Source organism: Psychrobacter immobilis, assembly GCF_904846185.1.
In the GTDB taxonomy this organism is placed as follows: Bacteria; Pseudomonadota; Gammaproteobacteria; order Pseudomonadales; family Moraxellaceae; genus Psychrobacter; species Psychrobacter immobilis_B.
Genome location: NZ_CAJGZQ010000008.1, coordinates 140561 through 159310, shown reverse-complemented (window position 1 = coordinate 159310; position 18750 = coordinate 140561). Strand labels below are relative to the sequence as shown.

Here is an 18750-nt window from a genome sequence, read left to right as displayed (position 1 = left end):
TATAGTCAAACAATAAAAATAACAGACTCATATCTAACCCCCTTTGCTGACGACAATAGCATGATGGCACCACCTGATCCCTTCCCGAACTCAGAAGTGAAACATCATTGCGCCAATGGTAGTGTGGGTTCGCCCATGTGAGAGTAGGTCATCGTCAGCTCTCTATTCTAAAGTAAAACCCCTTCCGCGAAAGCGGAGGGGGTTTTCTTTGTGCGCGGTTTGGGAGATTAAGTGTAAAATTATACTTAATCTAACTTACTTTTATAATTCACACTCTATAAGTGTATTTTCTATTTTCTATTTTCTATTTGAATTGACGAGTTTTTTTGTTTAATTGCTATGCAATTTTATGAATATATTTTCTAGTCTTGCCATCAAAATGATTTGACTTATATCATTATAGCTGCTAATTTTAAACTAGATTTTTATTACAGGTATGTAAAAGATATATTTAAAACTTGTAAATTATTACATCTGATATATTGGATTATTTACCAGTGATGTATTACTCCTATTTTCACAATTATCAAAAGGAATTGATAATGAAGCTAGCTCCTCTTTTTTCAATTGGTGCCTTAGCGGCTGTAAGTCTTTTAGGCTGCTCTAACCAATCTGCTAACACGACTGATGGCTCATCAGCAACCTCTCAAGAAACGACCGTTTTACGCTTCTCTCACTTTTGGCCAGCAACCTCTTCTATTAGCACAGAGGTTTTTGAACCTTGGGCAAAGCAAATTGAAACAGATTCTAATGGTCGCTTAAAAGTAGAGTTGTATCCTTCCGCGGGTCTTGCCAAAGCAGATGTTACGTACGAAGCTGCTGCTAAAGGTACGATAGATATCGGCTCACAAGCACATGGTTATACCAGTGGTCGTTTTCCTTTAACTCAAATCACTGAACTTCCTGGTTTATCAAATTCAGCGACTCAAATGGGTTGTATGCTTCAGACACTTTATGAGGATGGCACGCTTGCTAGTGAGTATGAAGACTCACATCTACTATTCATGTATGGCGCTGGGCCTGGCTCACTGCATACTACGGATAAATTGATTCGGACTCCTGAAGACATGAAAGGCATGCGCATCCGCCGCCCTTCTGCGGTCGCGGGTGACATTATCGAAAGCGCTGGGGCATCACCAGTAGGATTGCCTGCTAATGATATGTATACCTCGCTACAGCGCGGCGTCGTCGATGGGTTGAGTTTCCCCTGGGAGGCCGTAACAGCGTTCAAAATTGACGAAATCACCAAATATCATACCAACATTCCTTTTTATAGTTCGGCGCTGATGGTTACTATGAATAAGGATAAATATAACAACTTACCTGATGATTTAAAGCAAGTGTTGGATAAAAACTCAGGAATGGCATTGGCTAATAAAGTTGGTGAAGTGTTTGATAAGCATGATCAAATGGCCATTCAAGCTGCTAAAGCTAAAGGCGATGAGATCGTTGAAATTCCTGATCCATTGAATGATCCTGATTGGAAAGGACCACTTGAAAAGGGTACTAAAAAATATCTAAGTGATGTCAATGCTTTGGGTTTAGATGCTGATAGTGTCTATGAGAAAGCAAAAGCTGCCAGTGCTGCTTGTAAAGTGGTATAACCCATTGGCCATTGGAGGTGTCACATGGCATTTTTAGTAAAAATCAGTATTCTAATCTCTAGATTATGCCAGTTTATTGGTGGTATCAGTCTTATTATTATTGTCCTCACAACGATGCTCGATGTGACTGCTCGTTATATTTTTAAGCTGACTGGTGGTGAGTTTGGCTTTACCGTTAAAGGCAGTGTAGAGATCGTTTCTTACTTCATGCTCTTTGCTTTACTTGCTGCCTTTGGCGCTTTCGTCGAACGCTCACAAATCATCGTTGATGTCTTTACCCAAAAAATGCCGCAAGCCATTAAAGGTTATATGATGGGCGTCTTTATGATGGGCTTTTTCGTCATTGGTATCGTTTTTGCTTGGGGGCTTTATGAGAGTGCTGTTGATGCCATAGAATACGGCAAAGTCACTCAAGACCTTCGATTATCAATGATGCCCATCTATGCATTTAGTGCATTTTTAAGTCTCTTACTCGCCATTCGCTCATTAATCGAATCCATCAATATCTTTAAAACGGGCGAGTTCTTTGACGCTGAGGAGACAGGCGCATGAGTCCAGAAATTATTGGAGCTATCGGCTTAATCGTCATGATCCTGCTTGTTGTCCTGCGAGTTCCAGTGGCGCTTGCCATGTTAGGTGTTGGATTGGCTGGTTTTGGCGCAGTGACGGCACCCAGTGGTGCACTGCAAATGCTCAAAGATATTCCGGTAGATGTGTTAGCCAAATATGACTTTAGTGCGATTCCCTTATTTATTTTAATGGGCGTTTTTGCCACTCATTCAGGGATGGCAGGGAAATTGTTTGAAGCTACCCGAACTATTTTTGGGGGAGTGAGGGGCAGTTTGGGTATTGCTGGTATAGGATCGTCTGGTATTTTTGCTTCTATTTCAGGCTCATCCTTAGCCACAGCATCCACTATGACCAAGGTTGCGCTGCCACAAATGGAGAAATATGGTTATCAACCAGGTTTTGCCTGTGGTATTTTAGCAGCGGGTGGCACGTTAGGTATTATGATTCCGCCTAGCATTGCGCTACTGGTTTATGCCATCTTAACCCAGCAGTCAGTAGGTGATATGTTCATCGCTGGTTTCTTGCCTGGGATTTTGGGCATGGTGATGTATTCAATCACTGTTATGATTATGGTACGCTGGAAGCCGCATTTAGCGCGTCGCGGTGAGCCTACTTCTTGGAAAGCCAAGCTGCTGTCGTTGACGGGACTCATACCATTTAGCTTTATTTTTATTGTGATTATTGCTGGTATTTTCTTTGGATTATTTACCCCAACAGAAGGTGCGGCAGTCGGTGCATTTGTTTCTTGGGCTTATGCTTTTGCCAAAGGCATGCGTATAAAAGGTCTAAAGCAATCTTTGATTGAAACGCTTGCATTATCAGCGGTGGTGTTCTTTATGCTGCTGGGTGCAGAAGCCTTGGGTTACTTTATCTCCGTTTCACGTTTGTCTTATACGTTAGCGACTTGGATTGGTACATTAGCAGTTAGCCCAATGATTGTACTGATCTGTATCTTAATCATGTACTTCCTCTTAGGGTTGTTCATGGATGCTTTGGCGATGCTGGTCATTACTATTCCAGTGGTATATCCAATCATTGTGGCGTTAGGGTTTGATCCCGTATGGTTTGGTATCATCGCTGTATTGACAGTAGAGCTTGGACTGATTACGCCGCCGATGGGGATGAATATCTTTGTGATTAAGGCAATGGCACCGCATATTAAGCTGTCTGATATGTTTCGCGGGGTCGCACCGTTCATTGTCTCTGATCTGATTCGACTGGTTATTTTGGTCGCCTTTCCAGCGATATCTTTAGTGCTGCTAACGTAAGCGCTATTGATAAAAGTAAGCTTAGAAAATCATAGCTGCGTCGTTCATCTGTATTGTTCATTAATAGAGCCATATTGTTTTCATAACAATATGGCTTTTTTATGATAAAACAAAAAGTCGGCGTAATAATTCTATGGTTAAATTATTCCACATAAAGTCACATTATGAGACATTTTTTGAGCGGTCATTTGGATTACTTAGAAGGTGGTTTTTATACTAAATGATATTATACGTGGATAACTTTTCTTATCATTCTAAGGGCTTGTGAATGTAGTAAACTGGTTGGCATTTCCGAATAGATAATTTTATAAGTAGAGAAAATCATGGCAGTCGATTTTAGTAATACGCTCATCGTCGCGATTTCTGCAACGGCACTTTTTGATTTAACCGAATCAGAAAATTATTTGCTAGAGCTGCTAGAGCAGAGACCTGTAAGCGCCATAAAAGAGTTTCGAGATTATATGACCAAGCGTGAGAACGATGCTCTCAGCATTGGTGCTGGTTATCCATTAATTAAAGCTCTATTAAATCTGAATAATTATTGCAATGATGGCATGCAAGATTTAGAGGTTGAGACACCTTTGGTGGAAGTGGTCATTGTTTCAAAGAGTAGTCCAGATACGGGCATTCAAGTCCTCAATGCAATTCTTGAACATGAGCTGACTATCTCACGCTCGGCATTTATTTCAGGCAGTCCTGTTGCTCCTTATATTAAAGACTTCAACGTCGATCTATTTTTGACTACCAATCGCGAAGATGCCCAGCAAGTGGCTGATGCCAATATCTGCGCTTGTGCGATACTCGATGCAACCCCCGTCAATACCTATGAGTTAGATACCGATCAGTTGCGTATTGCTTTTGATGGTGATGCGGTACTGTTTGATGATTCAGGTGAGCTGCTGTACAAGCAAAAAGGACTGCGTGCTTTTCACGATCGCGAAATACAGATGCGTGATTTACCCATTGAAAAAGGCCCTTATGCTGAATTGTTGATTAAACTATCAAATTTACAGGAACGTCTACCCGCTGGTCTCAAGTATTCTCCCATAAAGATTGCATTGGTGACAGCTCGCAACGCACCTGCTGATCTGCGTGCGATTAAGACATTGCGAGAGTGGGGCGTCAATGTTGATATGGCGTTTTTCTTAGGAGGTTTAGAAAAAACAGCTGTACTTAGAACGTTTGCACCTCATATCTTTTTTGATGATTCTATCAAACATATCGATGCCGCTCGTCGTTTTGTGCCCACAGCTTTAGTGCCTTATCACTCGACGTCGTTATTACATAGTGACAGTTATTTGATGACTGAAAAAGAGGCTGCATTGTTAGATTTTACACCTGTAACACGCTCCACTACTACGCTGAGTCATTAAAATATCGCTAAAAACATGGATTAAAAGAATAGGGCATTATATGAATTGGCAGCAACTGCTTAGCTTGATTATGATACGAATAAAGCAGGTTATAGGCTTATATGCTTTTGTATTAATACCGATGTGGGGCATGTTTTTTTTAAATGAAGTGGCATTATTTGGCATGTGGAATATATTTGGGATTGTGCCTCGTGCCTTAGATGTGGGCAGCATGATTGGAGTATTTGCATCATGGACGATGCATGGCAGTTTTTCACATTTGCTTGGTAACACTTTGACGTTGTTACAAATTTTATTTTTGTTTGGATTGTTTGAGAAGAATGCTTATCGAACAGTGATTAAGCTCATTATCGCATCTGGATTGGTCACTTGGATCATTGGCTCGCCATTGTCAATTCATATTGGCGCATCAGGGCTATGCTTCGCGATGCTCGGCTATATGATAGGTGGTGCTGTATTTGCGCGGCGTTGGGGTTATTTGATTGCCTGTATTGTCATGGGTACTGGCTATTGGTTGACCATCAAGCAAGGATTGATGCCGCAACAAGGTATCTCGTTTGCGGCGCACTTCGGTGGTCTATGCGCTGGATTGCTGTTAGGCGCTAATTCTAAGCATACTTATACCGCAACTTCTCAGCGCAACTGAATACATGATTATAATATAAGCCGTCTTAAATCCCTTAGTAATCAGATATTTTAGCAGGGTTTTATTTGCATATTTATGAGGAGGTTAGCTTTTACCAGTACAAATACTAATGAACAACGGATCATCTGTTGCCAACTCTCGCCATGCTGTTGTTTGCTTGACATGTTCATCAATCGCTAGCTTACTGTCTTTTTTGGGTATGACATAATCGGCACGCGCAGGAATACGACAGTCTATAACTTGTGGTACTTTCTGCACACTTCTGCGTCTTTCAAAAAGATATAAATTAACCAAATATATATCTGGATTGTCTACCTGCACGCTAGCGTTGGCGGTATCGGCAGCGATAAAACGTAATATTTGCGGTTTGATATAAGACCATGGGCGAAACCACTCGGTGCTTTTTGCTACTTTGACGACTTGCACGCCTGCTGGTAACTTGCTCACTTGCTGACCATACCAGTTATACTCTTGGTGTATTTGAAAGGCAAACATACCAATCGCAGCAAACAAAGGAATAAGCCACTTTGGTGCGCGTTTGCCAGCCAGTTTACTGAGGTGAGTTATAATGAGTGCCAGACCAGCCATGCCAAATGCGGCAGCGATGGTAGCGATAAACTCAAAAAGCATAAAATCTTCCTTAATGCGTTAAGCACTTTTAATTGAGCGCTTTTAACTAGGGCGTGTTCTCATTTTAAAAATGGTCATAAAAATGAGATAAATTGCCGTCAAACAAGGAAAGTAGCGCAAATAATATCGAGATATTGATAAGCTATTGACGATGTTTGGCAAAATTTAGCCATTTTTAGCCCATTTAGAGGGTAATCGATTTAATTGAGGACACGCCCTAAGCATAGTTAATAAAGTATATTCAATAAAGCAAAAATCTAACATTTTTTATAATCAATAAGAGATAAAAAAATCACTCACAAGCAGCTACTGCCTGTGAGTGATATATAGTAACTGAAGATATATTCTCATTTATACACTTAGTGGTCGACTGCACCGCCTGCGCCACGTGGAGAGCGGACACTTTCAACCAACTCTTGAATGTATAATGGTGGGGGAGCAGTAGCATAAGAGACAGCAAACGCTACGATAAAGTTAAGCAATGCCCCAATCGCACCAAATGATAGTGGTGAGATACCAAATAACCAATACTCTGCCGTATCAGGGAAGTTCGCTGTACCGCTAATGAAGAACCAACCTTTAAAGACAAAGATATAAACAAGGATGCTAATCAGACCTGTTAGCATACCAGCGATGGCACCAACATTATTGATCCGTTTAGAGAAAATACCCATCATCAGTGCAGGGAAGAGCGATGCACCAGCGATACCGAATGCTAATGCGACTACCTGTGCGGCAAACCCTGGTGGATTTATTCCTAACCAAGTAGCAACTACAATCGCAACACCCATCGTAATACGCGCAACTCTCAATTCGCCTTTATCAGTAATGTTTGGATTAAGATTTCGTTTAATCAAGTCATGACTGATCGCTGACGAAATAGCGAGTAGTAGGCCTGCTGCTGTTGAGAGCGCTGCTGCCAAACCACCTGCGGCGATAAGACCAATAACCCATGGTGGAAGATTCGCAATTTCTGGGTTAGCTAATACTAAGATATCGGCATTGACATCCAGCTCATTACCTTTCCAGCCTGCTGCGGTAAAGCGTCCATCAAGTTCTAGATCCTGTGCGACACGTGCAGTCTCTACGGCTGCAGTGGCAGCGGCTACATCGCCACCATCCGCTTGTGCAGCAGTCAAGGCAAGCTCAGCGGCACCAAGTCCACTGTCATTGTACATTTGGATACGACCATCATTATTAAGATCATTATACTTAATAAGACCGGTATCTTCCCATGTCTTCATCCAGTCTGGACGTTGATCATAGTTTATAGGTGCTTCTGCTACCCCTTGTGGATAAATCGTATCAATCAGGTTTAAACGTGCCATTGCACCTACGGCAGGAGCAGTGAAGTATAGTAGCGAGATAAATACCAACGTCCAACCAGCTGTCCAACGCGCATCAGCGACTTTAGGTACGGTGAAGAAGCGGATGATAACGTGTGGTAGACCTGCTGTACCGATCATGAGTGATAAGGTAAATAGCACCATGTTTAGTTTGTTAGGGACATCAGCGGTATAAGCCGTGAAACCTAAGTCAGTAACTACCTGATCTAGCTTAGTTAAGATAGGAACCCCTGCTTCCACATGGTTTGAAAACAAGCCCAAACCTGGAATTGGATTGCCTGTTAACTCAAGTGAGATGAAAACAGCAGGAATGGTATATGCAATCATTAGAACTACATACTGCGCTACCTGCGTATAAGTAATCCCTTTCATACCACCAAGTACAGCGTAGAAGAAGACAACAACCGCAGCAATCAGTAGACCAGTCGTGTTTTCAACTTCCAAGAAGCGTGAGAAAGCGACACCGGCACCTGTCATCTGACCGATAACATAAGTCGTTGAGGCGATAATCAAACAAACTACGGCAATCATTGCTGCCGTTTTTGAATAAAAACGGTCACCGATGAAGTCAGGTACCGTAAACTTACCAAATTTACGTAAATAAGGCGCTAGGAGCATTGCCAGTAGTACATAACCACCTGTCCAACCCATCAAATAAGTTGATGCGCCATAACCGCCAGCGGCAAGAATACCTGCCATCGAAATAAATGACGCAGCACTCATCCAGTCAGCAGCCGTTGCCATACCGTTGACGACAGGGTGAACACCGCCGCCTGCTACGTAGAATTCACTCGTTGTGCCAGCACGTGCCCAAATTGCAATACCGAAGTATAGAGCGAAAGATAGACCTACAAAAATAATATTAATCGTAAATTGACTCATGGGGCTATTCCTCGTCTACGCCGTATTGTTTATCTAACTTATTCATACGCCAAGCGTAGAAGAAAATTAAAACGATAAATACCCCAATGGATCCTTGCTGAGCAAACCAAAAGCCCAAGTCGGTACCACCGATTTTAATACCTGCTAAGAGGGGACGTAACAAAATCCCGAACCCGTATGAGCATAGCGCCCAAATAAATAGGCTACCTAAGATGAGACGGACATTGGCACGCCAATAACCGGATGGATCGTTGTGGTTTTCCATAGGACAACTCCTTTTGCCTAACATAAAAACAAGATTACTGATTTGAGCCTGACAAGTTATTTTGCTTTAGCATGTATCACATGATGGAAGACAGTTCGATACGTTGTCTATAAACGGATCCTAAAATCAGTTTATAGGCTGATAAAGCAGAATGACCAACCAGTAGTAAGTAACCCAATATTATCGAAAAAAAAGCAGATTTCTATCAGCTAAAACACTGCGAAAAATACTTTCTGTGGTTTGATTTTACTAAAAATTTACATTGTAAAATATGGCTGTGGGTCGACTATAACCTAAATATCTAACAAGATTTATGGGCTATAGAATGACTGGATTTATAGTATATAGAGATGAGGATTTATGGAGGAGGGTCGTTATTGATTGACAGTCCTCTGTCTTATTATGCTCATCATCCCTGATGATATTTTCTTAATATTTCAACTTGCCATTCATGCCAATAAGTATTGCAAGAAATATTTATGAACTTATTGGGAATATATACAATATTAACTTAATTAACAATAAATAAATTTTATTTACTTTATGTAACTAAATGTTTGCTTTATGGAAACCATGGTCAACTTATGTTAGAGAGAGTAGCTAAAAAAACGGCCGTTGCTCAGGTGTTGTGTTAAAACCTTATTTATATTAAGGATTTAGTTTTATAGAGGTATTAGAGCATTATTAGCAATAAAAGTCATTGATTCTGTAAATATAGATAAAACCTTACAAAAGTTTATATTTATTTAATTTTGATAATATAGGGTTTGAAATAGTTAAATAATCTCTAGTCAGTTAAAATGTAGTGACAGGATGTTAGTGATTTACTTTGTCAGTATATTGATCCATGAGTAGGCAGAGAGATTAGTAAGCATTTTTAAATATCATTAACCACATCAATCCATAAAATATACTAGCAGTATAAAATGTAAGTGAGAGGATAGCAGTATGGGTGAAGGGATAGCAGGTTGGTTTAATAGCATCGTCAATTATGGTGTAAGCATTATTTGGGGCAACAATGATTGGTTAATTGCAAGTAACCCTTGGTATGGATTACTGATGTTCGTACTGATTGGTGCGGGTTTGTATTTTACCATTGCCACACGTTTTATTCAATTTCGCCACTTTGGGCATATGTGGCAGCTATTGCGTGTGTCCAATCAAGGGCGTAAAGATGGCGGTATCAGCTCATTTGAGGCGCTGATGACCTCATTGGCGGCACGGGTCGGTACGGGTAACTTGGCAGGGGTCGCAATCGCGATTTACCTTGGCGGTCCGGGTGCAGTGTTTTGGATGTGGATGACTGCGATCGTCGGTATGTCGACCAGCTTTATCGAATCAACATTAGCACAAGCCTATAAAGTGCCGCACAATGACAATGTTTACCGCGGTGGACCGGCTTATTATATCGAAAAAGGTCTCGGTCAGCGCTGGCTAGCGATATTTTTCTCATTATGCTTATTAGTAGCGTTCGGTTTAGCCTTTAATGGTGTGCAGTCAAATACCATCGCACAAGCGACCAACGAAGCATTCGGGGTTCCAACGTGGATGACAGGCTTGGTATTGGTTGTATTAGTCGCGCCAGTGGTATTCGGTGGTTTGCGCTCGGTTGCTCGTATTGCAGGTAAAATCGTACCCGTTATGGCGATTCTCTATATCTTATTGGCCTTGTTCATTATCGTGACGAATTTTAGTCAATTCCCAGCGGCGATTGTGTTAATTGTTAAATCAGCATTTGGTTTTGAGCAAGCAGCAGGCGGGGTGATTGGTTATGGTATTGCTCAGGCAATGATTAACGGTATCAAGCGTGGTCTGTTTTCAAACGAAGCGGGTATGGGTTCAGCGCCTAATGCGGCGGCAACGGCGAAGAGTCATCCCGATCATCCAGCGGTGCAAGGATTTATGCAAATGCTGGGTGTATTTATGGATACCCTTGTCATTTGTACGGCAACGGCGTCGATTATTATTTTGTCCGGTGTGGTCGATCCTAGTGTTGAGCAAGAAGGTATTCAGCTGACTCAGTTGGCACTGTCACAGTATGTGGGTGATATGGGTGTTATCTTCGTTGCGATTGCTATTTTCTTCTTCTCTTTCACCTCTATCATTGCCAATTATAGCTATGGTGAGTCGAATCTTGAATTCATCTCTGGTGCCAAAAATGCCAAAGTCATGATCATGATATTCCGCTTTATGGTACTTGGCATGGTATTTGTGGGTGCTATTGCCAGTCTTCCTGCCATATGGAACTTCGCTGACTTATCAATGGGTCTAATGGCACTCGTTAACTTAGTGGCTATTTTAATCTTGTCACCCGTAGCGCTGCGCATATTGCGTGATTACGAGCGTCAGATTAAAGAAGGTAAAACCGGCGATCAAATCAAGTTTAATCCTGATGACTTTGTGAAGCTTAAAGACGAAGCCAATCGTGATGCATGGACAGATTAATCTCACCTGATTAAAGATAAACTTGTCTCATGTGTCGAAGTTAAAAAAACCGCCCTTATGAATTCATAAGGGCGGTTTTTAGTATCAGCGATTAATTCTAATATTGTTTATATTTACATATTAGGGTAGTTAGGGCCACCGCCACCTTCTGGCGTTACCCAAGTGATATTCTGTGAAGGATCTTTGATATCACAAGTTTTACAATGCACACAGTTTTGCGCATTGATCACAAACTTAGCTCCTTCCGCATCTTTTACTATTTCATATACACCAGCTGGGCAGTATAAACGAGCAGGCTCAGCATATAGCGGTAAGTTAATTGAAACAGGTACCGTTGGATCAGTCAGTTTCAAATGTACCGGCTGGTCTTCTGCATGGTTAGTATTAGAGATAAATACCGATGACAGCTTGTCAAATACCAGTTTGCCATCAGGCTTGAGGTAGGTTGGCTGAAAAGCGTGATTGGCACGCTCTAACTGATCATAATCTGGCAGGCTGTCATGTAAGGTAAGCGGCATTTTACCTTTTAATAAGTTGTGCTCGATAAAGGTAAAAGCACCGCCCATAAACAGACCCATGCGATGTATTGCAGGCGAGAAGTTGCGTGACTCATAGTTGTCTTGATACAACCACGACTCTTTATACATGGTGGTATAGGCAACCACTTCATCATGCTGACGCTCGGCTTGTAGTGCCTCAAAAATGGCTTCGGCGGCTAGCATGCCTGATTTCATCGATGTGTGTGTGCCTTTGATTTTTGCTGGGTTCAAGAATCCAGCATCATCACCGACCAATACACCACCTGGGAAAGTAAATTTCGGTAGAGAGTTTAAGCCACCTTTGGTTAAAGCACGTGCGCCATAAGAGATACGCTTGCCGCCTTCCAATACGTTTTTGATGACGGGATGGGTTTTTAGGCGCTGCATCTCATCGAATGGCGACATATATGGGTTATGGTAAGACAAGTCAGCGACAAGACCAAAACTTACTTGGTTGTTTTCATCGAAGTATAACCACCAGCCACCAGTAGATCCTGTTTCGGTCAATGGCCAGCCAAGACCGTGCATGACCACGCCTTGTTCGTGTTTCTCAGGGGCTACGTCCCACAGCTCTTTTAGACCGATACCATAATGCTGAGGATCTGAGTCTTTATCAAGATCAAAACGGCTGATTAAGCGCTTACCTAAATGACCACGGCTGCCTTCGGCAAAAATAGTGTATTTAGCAAGTAGCTCATAACCTGGCTCAAAGCTAGGCTTGGCTTCGCCATTGGCAGCCACACCCATATCGCCCGTTAAGACACCACGTACAGAACCGTCGTCGTTATATAAAATATCATCTGCAGGGAAGCCTGGGAACATCATGACTTCAAGCTCTTCAGCTTGCACCGCCAACCAGCGCACCACATTGCCCAATGAGACAATATAGTTGCCATTGTTGTGCATCGGTCCTGGAATCAACGAGTCAGGTACTTTAGTAGAGCGCGTGGCTGAGTTTAAATAATAAAAGCGATCTTCGGTCGCTGGCACATTAAGCGGCGCGCCTTTTTCTTTCCAGTCTGGTATCAGCTCGTTCAAAGCGCGTGGTTCGATGACAGCACCTGATAAGGTATGCGCACCAAACTCAGAACCTTTTTCGACCACACAAACCATAAACTCATCATTACCAGCAGCGATAGCGAGCTGACGCAGGCGGATAGCAGCAGATAGCCCAGCAGGTCCACCACCAACGATGATAACGTCAAATTCCATGGATTCACGTTCAATCTCAGGCTCTGCCGCGACAGCTTCTACTACTGGCTCTGGCGCTTTGTCGATAGCGACTGTTTCAGCTGGCGCTTCTTGGGTCACAACGGCTGACTCTGCTTTATCTAGATTTGCCGTCTCTGTCGCTACTGATGGGTCAGTATTCACAGTGTCACTATCAATGACTGGCTTTTGATTGTCTTGCTCTTGCATACCTACTCCTAAACTTTTAGTGGCTTATCTCAGGGCATCATTAGCTTAACAATTGAATAATAGACTTGCGGCGCTAACATTACTCAGACATATGGCTGCCCGATAAAAACTGTCTTTGCGACATCAATTGACCATGTTACTGTCGAGATCCATGTATTTAAGGATATCAACACATCACGTAAAATGTGTCATTAACACAACACCCACTTGACCATTTCAATAAAAAATCGTTACTCATTATAAAAGAAAAGTCCTACAAACACGATACGCATTTATTAGTATCGATGTTAAGGTAAGATTGAACTAATGAGGGTGCTAAGATGATATGTTTTCATCATACCCGAAACTAAAATTTATAGTAATAATAGATTTGCCAAACTTTGAATGCTAAGTAAAGGATTATACGATGAATAACAATAATGAAGACATAATTCAAAACGATGAAACGGCAGCTAAACCGCCAAAAGACGTACTATCTGAGCTAAATAATATAGATTCTCTCAGTCAGTATCTAAAGTCTACCGTAGGCAAACGTGAAGGACGTGCCATCCCACCATTGGATAAATGGCACCCAAAAGATGTGGCCGATATGGATCTGGTCATAAAAGCAAATGGCGAGTGGTGGCATGAAGGCGGGCAAATGACCAGAGAGTCATTGGTGAGCTTATTTGCGACTATTTTATGGAAAGAAGACAATAATGGCATCATTGAATATTTTTTGAAGACGCCAGTACAGAAAATTCGTATCCAAGTTGAAGATGCCCCTTTGTTAATCAATGACGTCGGTATCGTCAACGAAGGCAATAACCGTTGGCTAGAATTTACCACGACGACTGGCGATATGGTGCGTTTAGATGATGAGCACACCATCACATTAAAGGCGTATAATCCTACAGGCAATGATACGATTGATCAGCAGACAGCAATGGATATGCAGGTACGTCCTTATATGCCCGTTAGAAATGGTTTGGACGCACTTATTGGGCGTAATACTTTTTATCACTTGACCGAAATTGGCGAATTGACAGAGCAAAATGGTGAGACGATACTGACGTTACAAAGTGGCGGAAAATTCTATGAGCTGTCGATGCCAGCCAGTTAACGTAAGGGCTCAAAGCTATGTATCTGTCAAATGATTTACTGCTTACATAGCGATAAATCACCAGATAATTACTGTAGTATGCTAAACAGCAAACAGCAAACAGCAAACAGCATAAAGATGACGATATGTATATAAAAATGGCAGTAAAAATGGCAGTAGAGTAGTGATGGATATTGCTGCAAGTAATAGCTTAAATAGGGTGAAAATGCGCTCAGATAGCTTTGATGGTAAACATGTTGAGCATGTCGAGAGTGTAACTAATGCTAAAGCTGACATCCATAAAACGAATATTGGTACAGTTGTAAATAATAAAAAGCGCAATGCGCCAATCGGATTGTTTGACTCTGGTGTCGGTGGACTGTCTGTTTATCTACATTTGGCACAGCAGTTGCCTGCTGAGCGTTATGTCTATTATGCAGACACCTTAAATGTGCCTTATGGTAATCGTGATAGCGCCGATATTGAAGCGTTGACTTTAACAGCCGTTGATTGGTTGTATGAGCAGGGCTGCAAGCTCATCGTTATTGCTTGTAATAGCGCCTCAGCTTATGCTTTGGAAACAGCCAGACGGCGTTATCCGCAGCTGCCTATCGTCGGATTAGTACCGGCGCTAAAGCCAGCCATATCGGCGAGCAAAACTGGTCGCGTGGTCGTTTTAGCGACTAAGGCTACCTTGAATGGCACATTGCTTAATGAGGTCATCGATCACTTTGCTAAACCCAACAATACGGTAGTGACCAAATATTTTGATCCGCAATTGGTACCTTGGGTCGAGGCGGGAATGCCAGAGCAGGACGATACTGCTTTAAGATTACGCCAGCAGCTCACATTATTTGCTCATGATGGCGTTGATCAATTGGTACTAGGCTGTACGCACTATCCATTTTTCAAAACGTTTTTGTTAAATGAGATTGCTCAGCAGCAATTGGCGATGCAGGTGGTTGATTCTGGACAAGCGATTGCTGAGCGAGTTAAGCAGCTATTGGCTGCAAACCAGCTGTCTGCATTGATTGACAATACCCCAGATGATCATTGTTTAGAAACAACTGACAAAACAAAAGTTGTCACTCAACCGCCATTGATTTTTTATGCGACTAAGTTCGATGATAAGCTGGATACTTTAATAGCGCGTTTGCTTGGCAAAGACGCCATCTTGCAATACTATTCTAAATAGGCGCAGCTAAAGGTATTTGTATCAAACCCATAACCATAATATTGATATAATCGAAATAAATTGAGCTTATTTTTATAAGATTATGCTAGGCTGTGCAAAACAAGATATTTGTGCTCTATTTTATATCATATTATTCTATGTCATGACCTAAGCTTAGAGGTGATTGTGCCAGACCGTCGCTATCATATTCACATCATATGCGCTGACAATGATCAATTGTTGGTCTTGGACAGCTTGGCGATATTTTTTCAGTCGCGGGCTTTCTTGACCTATGATGTGTCGAGCCAATTGCCAAAAGCATCGCTATATGGTCGACAATGTATCGACTCCTGCGATTACGCACTGATGCTCATTGGAGACAGTTATGGCACCGTGCAAAGGAATGGCGTTAGCCAAATGCATTTGAGTTATTTGAATGCCAAAGCCAAGCTCAAACCGTTACTCATCTTAATCAAAAATCATCATCCAGATGCGAGTATTAGTCGTCAACTGCAAGAATTTATTAAGTCGGTAACTCGGCAGGACAATACGATATATTATTATGATACAGAAACGGATATTGAGCCATTGCTCGTGCAAGCTTACTATAACGCAGTGACCAATCATCAGGTCGTTGGTGGATGGCTGAGAGCCAATGAGGAAATGATTAAATTTAGCAAGCAAACTGTGGCGGAACGGTTTGCAGATCTATTGTCTACTGACAAAACGCTAAAGGAAAATAGCCCACCTGCTGATGAATTCGTCTCTGATGATGTGAGTAAGCCCATTGTATTGTTAGAAGCTTTTGATATTCAATATAGTGCTCAAGCTTATGCAGGTGGCAACCTGACCGATGTTACCAGACCCATGACCTTAACATGGCAAGAGATATTGATCGCCTTAATGAAAATACCAGCGACCTTTTCGAGCTATGGCTTGCAAAATGCCATGAATCGCTTGATAGCGTCAAAAGCTGAGCAAGACATCAAAAAAGAGATGCCGAATGTCCATGCCGTCTCGCGCTGCCAAATTTCTCAAGATGATTTGAACCAGCTACAACGTCAGCTAGTGGGTGCAAACTGGATACAGCTCACAACCTATGGCACTCGCGTCTCGCAAGAACTTTGGAAGTTGACCTTTCATGCAAAAAATCTATTGAACGAAGTCCATCATAACTCCCAATGATTCGTATTTTGCACTAATAATATTCCTGCCTTCCTCATTTAAAAGTAGTCATAGCCTATCTGCTGTAAAGAGCACACGTGTGGCTGTGACTACGTTTTGTAATACAAAGCATACGCGTCAACGGTTGTGAATCCATTTAACACTGGTAATATTGAGACTAATCAGAGATTGATAATAAATACATTATTTATATTAAAATTACTGACGTATATATTGTATACATACAAATCGAATATATATAAATCGCATAATAATACTGACTAAGGAGAGCACCTGATGAGTAACGCTAAAAACGATGCATTAAAAAAAGAGCTTGATGGCTTAGAAGAATCTATGCATGCTGCCGAGCAGTTTCATACTTTAGAAGAGCAAGTAGCGGACATGAAACGTCGCGGTATCGACCCTAGCCAAGCTTACAAAGACTTGGACAGAAAAGAAGAAGATGCTGATTGGGGCGATGCTACTTGGAAAGAAAACGGCAAGTGGGAACCAAAAACACCTGCTGATCTAGATGAAAAAGCACGTGAGAACTGGGATGGTGACAATGGTAAACCGAACCCACCACCGATCGTTTAAGTTAAAAGCTGACTAAAAACTAAAGAATGAACCTTATGAAAAAAGCCACGTTATTATTAACGTGGCTTTTTTTATGTGCTTAATCTAGGGCGTGCTTAGTATAGTATGTGTTTAACCTAAGATACATCCGCAGAATACTAAGAACCTTCGTCAACACGAACGAGCTTCACCACACCGTCGCTACCAATGACACGGCGATAGCGTGTGTTACCAGAGGTAGGTGATTGTGCAGAAGGCTGCGTCGAGTAAGTATTAGGAGTACTCGTTTGCTGCTGAATCAGCTGTCCCATGCGATCAGCAGAGGCAGGGTTTAAAGGCTGGCTATTCGATGGCTGCCCGTATTGATTGCCGTATTGCGTACTTTTCGGGGCTGTGTTTCCAGCGTTTCCAATGATTGCGCGGTAGAATTTCTGTCCTGCGCGGCCATCCGCTGGCAAGATACCACGACTAGATTGGTATTGCTGAATCGCGATACGGGTATTGTCGCCAATAATGCCATCAACACCACCAATATCGTAACCCGCATTCAATAACGCCTGCTGGATATCTTTGGCTTGCTGGCGACTGATACCAGGGTCATCGGTAGGCCATGCCGTGACAAAGTCAGTTTTGCTGCTGTCCTCTTTGGTGATTAAGTCTGATAAATGGGCGATTGCCAATGCGTAATTTTCTGACGCATTATAAGAGTAAAACGTATCAAAGTTTTTACCGACCAAGAAAGCAGGACCATCTTTGCCAGCGGGTAATAATAGTCCTGCGCTGCTCAAATCGTTAGGCAATGGACTGCCATTGGCGAGCGTGATACCTTGATTGCGCCAGTGGCTAATAGACTTCTTATTTTTACGGTCAGACGCTGCCCAAAATCCACTGGGCAGCTTGACTTCGTAACCCCAAGGCTCGCCCGTACGATAGCCACGCTTATCTAAGAAGTTGGCGGTAGAGGCTAGCGCGTCAGGCACACTATTGACCAAATCACGGCGACCATCGCCATCAAAATCGACTGCCAGCTCTAAAAAGGTACTTGGCATAAATTGTGTTTGACCAAAAGCGCCTGCCCATGAGCCGGTCATATCACTTGGCGCGATATCACCGTTTTGGACGATTTTTAGCGCATTGGCGTATTCACCTTGGAAATAGCTCTGACGGCGATCAAAACAAGACAGCGTCGCTAAAGACTCAAACAAAGGTTTTTTGCCCAATGTCTGCCCAAAGTTTGACTCAACACCCCATACACCTAGTACGTGCTCGGCTTTGACGCCATAGCGTGATTCAATTTGACGTAGCGTATCCGCCCATTGACGCTTGGCGCGGATGCCATCTTCTACACGCTCTTTATCGACCAATGAAGATAAATAATCCCAAACGTCTTTTTGAAATTCTGGCTGATAATTCAATGACTGAATCACGCTAGGATCAGGCTGGCTAGGGCGATAGTTATTAAAAGTAGAGCTATCAACGCCGCGAAATTTACTAGAGTTTTTCAAACCGTCTAAGCATTGTTGAAACTCGGCATTAGATAAGTCTGGCGCTGGTGGTTTGGCTGCTTGAGCAGTGCTAGCAAAACTCAGCCCAACAGCAAGGCTCAGTAACGATAAAGTAGAAACTGGAGTCAAACGCATGAAAATATCCTATAAACGTTGAAATAGTTATTAAAAGAGAAAGCAAAGCGGATTGGTGCAGTATGGACTTAGAGTAACCAATCTCATTGGTAAAGAAAAGGTATCGAAGTAAGCTGTTACTATAAATT

General features: G+C 42.2%; 15 protein-coding genes and 1 rRNA gene. 11 read left to right on the top strand and 5 right to left on the bottom strand.

Annotated elements, in window-relative coordinates:
- Positions 1–45: 45 nt before the first annotated feature.
- The 6 genes from rrf (at position 46) to JMW94_RS06425 (ending at position 5461) form a co-directional block, all read left to right on the top strand.
- Positions 46–160, top strand: a 5S ribosomal RNA gene (gene rrf, locus JMW94_RS06450).
- A 382-nt stretch (positions 161–542) separates the two neighbouring features.
- Positions 543–1604, top strand: coding sequence for a TRAP transporter substrate-binding protein (locus JMW94_RS06445; RefSeq protein ID WP_201603209.1), 1062 nt, complete (start codon positions 543–545; stop codon positions 1602–1604).
- A 24-nt stretch (positions 1605–1628) separates the two neighbouring features.
- Entirely contained in the window at positions 1629–2156 is a 528-nt protein-coding gene (locus JMW94_RS06440) for a TRAP transporter small permease (RefSeq protein ID WP_055125846.1), read from the top strand.
- Positions 2153–3442 (top strand): TRAP transporter large permease, encoded by a 1290-nt coding sequence (locus JMW94_RS06435; protein ID WP_087814812.1) that lies wholly within the window; start codon positions 2153–2155, stop codon positions 3440–3442. The genes JMW94_RS06440 and JMW94_RS06435 overlap by 4 nt, the downstream gene beginning before the upstream one ends.
- 323 nt (positions 3443–3765) lie before the next feature.
- Entirely contained in the window at positions 3766–4815 is a 1050-nt protein-coding gene (locus tag JMW94_RS06430; protein WP_201603206.1) for a 5'-nucleotidase, read from the top strand.
- A 40-nt stretch (positions 4816–4855) separates the two neighbouring features.
- A complete protein-coding gene (locus tag JMW94_RS06425) occupies positions 4856–5461 on the top strand; it encodes a rhomboid family intramembrane serine protease (RefSeq protein ID WP_201603202.1) in 606 nt (201 codons plus the stop codon).
- 84 nt (positions 5462–5545) lie between these two features.
- Here the strand turns inward: JMW94_RS06425 and JMW94_RS06420 are convergent, their stop codons facing one another.
- From JMW94_RS06420 to JMW94_RS06410, 3 genes are all read right to left on the bottom strand, one after another.
- Positions 5546–6091 carry a hypothetical protein gene (locus JMW94_RS06420; RefSeq protein WP_201603186.1) on the bottom strand — a complete coding sequence of 182 codons (546 nt, stop codon included), beginning with the start codon at positions 6089–6091 and terminating at the stop codon, positions 5546–5548.
- Positions 6092–6450: 359 nt separating this feature from the next.
- Entirely contained in the window at positions 6451–8319 is a 1869-nt protein-coding gene (locus JMW94_RS06415) for a sodium:solute symporter family protein (protein WP_201603183.1), read from the bottom strand.
- A 4-nt stretch (positions 8320–8323) separates the two neighbouring features.
- On the bottom strand, positions 8324–8584 hold the full coding sequence (locus JMW94_RS06410) for a DUF4212 domain-containing protein (protein ID WP_045448034.1): 261 nt from the start codon (positions 8582–8584) through the stop codon (positions 8324–8326).
- Between the two features lie 948 nt (positions 8585–9532).
- Between JMW94_RS06410 and JMW94_RS06405 the strand changes: the two genes are divergently transcribed.
- Positions 9533–11029: an alanine/glycine:cation symporter family protein gene (locus tag JMW94_RS06405; RefSeq protein ID WP_045448031.1), complete on the top strand. Its 1497-nt coding sequence runs from the start codon at positions 9533–9535 to the stop codon at positions 11027–11029.
- Between the two features lie 113 nt (positions 11030–11142).
- Here JMW94_RS06405 and JMW94_RS06400 read toward each other — a convergent pair whose 3' ends face one another.
- Positions 11143–12780 (bottom strand): electron transfer flavoprotein-ubiquinone oxidoreductase, encoded by a 1638-nt coding sequence (locus JMW94_RS06400; protein WP_055125900.1) that lies wholly within the window; start codon positions 12778–12780, stop codon positions 11143–11145.
- 613 nt (positions 12781–13393) lie between these two features.
- Here JMW94_RS06400 and JMW94_RS06395 point away from each other — a divergent pair.
- The 4 genes from JMW94_RS06395 to JMW94_RS06380 all read left to right on the top strand — a co-directional run bounded on the left by JMW94_RS06395 (position 13394) and on the right by JMW94_RS06380 (position 17003).
- Positions 13394–14089: a DUF1285 domain-containing protein gene (locus JMW94_RS06395; protein ID WP_201603180.1), complete on the top strand. Its 696-nt coding sequence runs from the start codon at positions 13394–13396 to the stop codon at positions 14087–14089.
- Positions 14090–14255: 166 nt separating this feature from the next.
- Positions 14256–15263 carry a glutamate racemase gene (gene murI / locus JMW94_RS06390; protein WP_201603177.1) on the top strand — a complete coding sequence of 336 codons (1008 nt, stop codon included), beginning with the start codon at positions 14256–14258 and terminating at the stop codon, positions 15261–15263.
- Positions 15264–15428: 165 nt separating this feature from the next.
- On the top strand, positions 15429–16427 hold the full coding sequence (locus tag JMW94_RS06385) for a DUF4062 domain-containing protein (RefSeq protein WP_227685438.1): 999 nt from the start codon (positions 15429–15431) through the stop codon (positions 16425–16427).
- Positions 16428–16703: 276 nt separating this feature from the next.
- Positions 16704–17003, top strand: a complete 300-nt coding sequence (locus JMW94_RS06380; protein ID WP_045455583.1) for a hypothetical protein — start codon at positions 16704–16706, stop codon at positions 17001–17003.
- A gap of 137 nt (positions 17004–17140) precedes the next feature.
- Here the strand turns inward: JMW94_RS06380 and JMW94_RS06375 are convergent, their stop codons facing one another.
- The gene (locus tag JMW94_RS06375) at positions 17141–18622 is read right to left on the bottom strand and encodes a lytic murein transglycosylase (RefSeq protein ID WP_201603171.1); all 1482 of its coding nucleotides are present in this window, start codon (positions 18620–18622) and stop codon (positions 17141–17143) included.
- Positions 18623–18750 lie beyond the last annotated feature (128 nt).